Genomic DNA, 1,779 nt, shown 5'->3' with positions numbered 1-1,779 from the left:
CTTTTTTACAAGTCAAAAAAGTTAAGGCTTAACATTTTTGACACTGTTTAAAATCTTGAGTTAATTATCTCAGATTATTTTAGGATTTTGTAGGGAACACTGATTTACCGTTTACGATGATCTCTCCATTTGGTCCCATTTTGGCTAACTGTTTGATTCCTTCTCCAAATCTAGATCCAATTCCAGCTGCCATGATAATTAATGTTGTATTCATTCGTATTCTCTCCCCTTTACAATATAAAAGTTCCTTTTTTATAAAAAGTAAACCTATTTTTCAAATTTTTTCGTATTTTTTATTCAATATAACTATTCCCTTTATAGACTGATTTCTTAAGGTCCCTGGGAACTTAAGAAATCCAAAACGTACTCCTTTAATTTATATATAATCATCTCTTCTTATTATTCCTCGTTTATATAGTGGTTCATTTCAGCGGACATACTTTTATACATTGCAAGCATATAACACATTTATCTTTATCAATTAATGGATACTCAAATCCTTCTTCGTCTTCTTCCATTCTAATTGCACTTTTAGGACATATTGCATAACAAGCTGTACATCCACAACATTCTTCTTTTCTTTTATATAATATAGGTATTTCCTTTTTCATCATTACTCCCCTACTCATAAATTTCCTCCACTTCTCATGCGTACAACATCTAGAAATTTTATACTATATTCTATATATTACATCAACTACTTTAAAGTATCAATTTAATCTGGAATAAAATATTTTTCCACTTATTTCAAATACAAACATAGCCAATAAAATATGATCCTAACAAAAAACACATCCTATTGGCTACCACCTATTCATCTACTCCCAAAGCATCTCCGCATAAACCCCATCAGCAATCAACTCCCTAAAAGCGTCCTGCACAGTCTCTTTATCTTCCTTATATGTAACTCCAAACCAACGATCCTGTGTCTCCAACACCTTCACGTTCGCTCTTTCTTCTTTCAAAAGCTTGTCCACGATGTTCGGTAACAGATATTCGCTCTTTAAATCTCCTTCTTCCACATTCGCAAGGAAATCTTTGAAATCCTCTGCTAAGAAATCCAAAAATTTTGGATTTCCTGCCCACATGTTCATGGATACTTTATCTTCTGGACTGATCCATTCCTGTACTTCTTCACTGTCGCATTTGATCTGTCCGTCTTCTCCCATTTCGATTCCTGTTGTCTCATGTACCTGGCTTAATAAACCATTCTCATCTACAACACTGACTCCTCTGGTTACTGTTCCATTGTCGCTTAATGTGTTCTTTAAAATGAATCCGCCCATTCCCATGGTAAATTCTCTTCCAAGGTCTTCTCCGGATACTAAGAAATCATGCAGTTTCACAAATGCTTCTTTTCCATAATAGTCATCTGCATTGATGATCACAAATGGTTCTTTCACTACATCTTTGCAGCATAAAACTGCCTGACCTGTTCCCCATGGTTTTGTTCTTCCTTCTGGTACTTCAAAACCTTCTGGCAGATCATCAACTTCCTGAAATACATATTCTACATCGATCTGTTCTTTAATCCTGTTTCAGATGATCTCTTCGAACTCCTTGAAAATATCTTTGCGGATAATAAAGACTACTTTGTTAAATCCTGCTTCTTTTGCATCATGAATGGAATAATCCATGATGATCTCTCCATTTGGTATAGTGGTTCAGTTGTCAAGACAAAAATCTAAGACTTTTATAATGAACTGATAGGTTGATAAGTTACTGTATCTGTAGAAACGTAAGTTAGATGTACTAGTTCCCTTCACAGATAATTAAGCT

The 1,779-nt window shown here is 34.3% G+C and carries 1 protein-coding gene and 2 pseudogenes; all 3 read right to left on the bottom strand.

Annotation, left to right across the window (positions count from 1 at the left end):
* Window positions 1-109: 109 nt before the first annotated feature.
* Window positions 110-214: pseudogene (locus KQI71_RS12205) on the bottom strand (nucleotidyltransferase); the annotation flags it as partial.
* Between the two features lie 208 nt (window positions 215-422).
* Window positions 423-629, bottom strand: a complete 207-nt coding sequence (locus KQI71_RS12200; protein WP_253288104.1) for a 4Fe-4S dicluster domain-containing protein — start codon at window positions 627-629, stop codon at window positions 423-425.
* 189 nt (window positions 630-818) lie between these two features.
* Window positions 819-1,658: pseudogene (locus KQI71_RS12195) on the bottom strand (nucleotidyltransferase family protein).
* Window positions 1,659-1,779 lie beyond the last annotated feature (121 nt).

The sequence above is a fragment of the Anaerostipes sp. MSJ-23 genome, assembly GCF_018918155.1.
Classification (GTDB): domain Bacteria; phylum Bacillota; class Clostridia; order Lachnospirales; family Lachnospiraceae; genus Anaerostipes.
This window is presented reverse-complemented; position numbering and strand designations above follow the sequence as displayed.

Coding starts and splice junctions, on each gene's coding strand:
- KQI71_RS12200 (WP_253288104.1), bottom strand. CDS start 629: ATGAGTAGGGGAGTAATGATGAAAAAGGAAATACCTATATTATATAAA.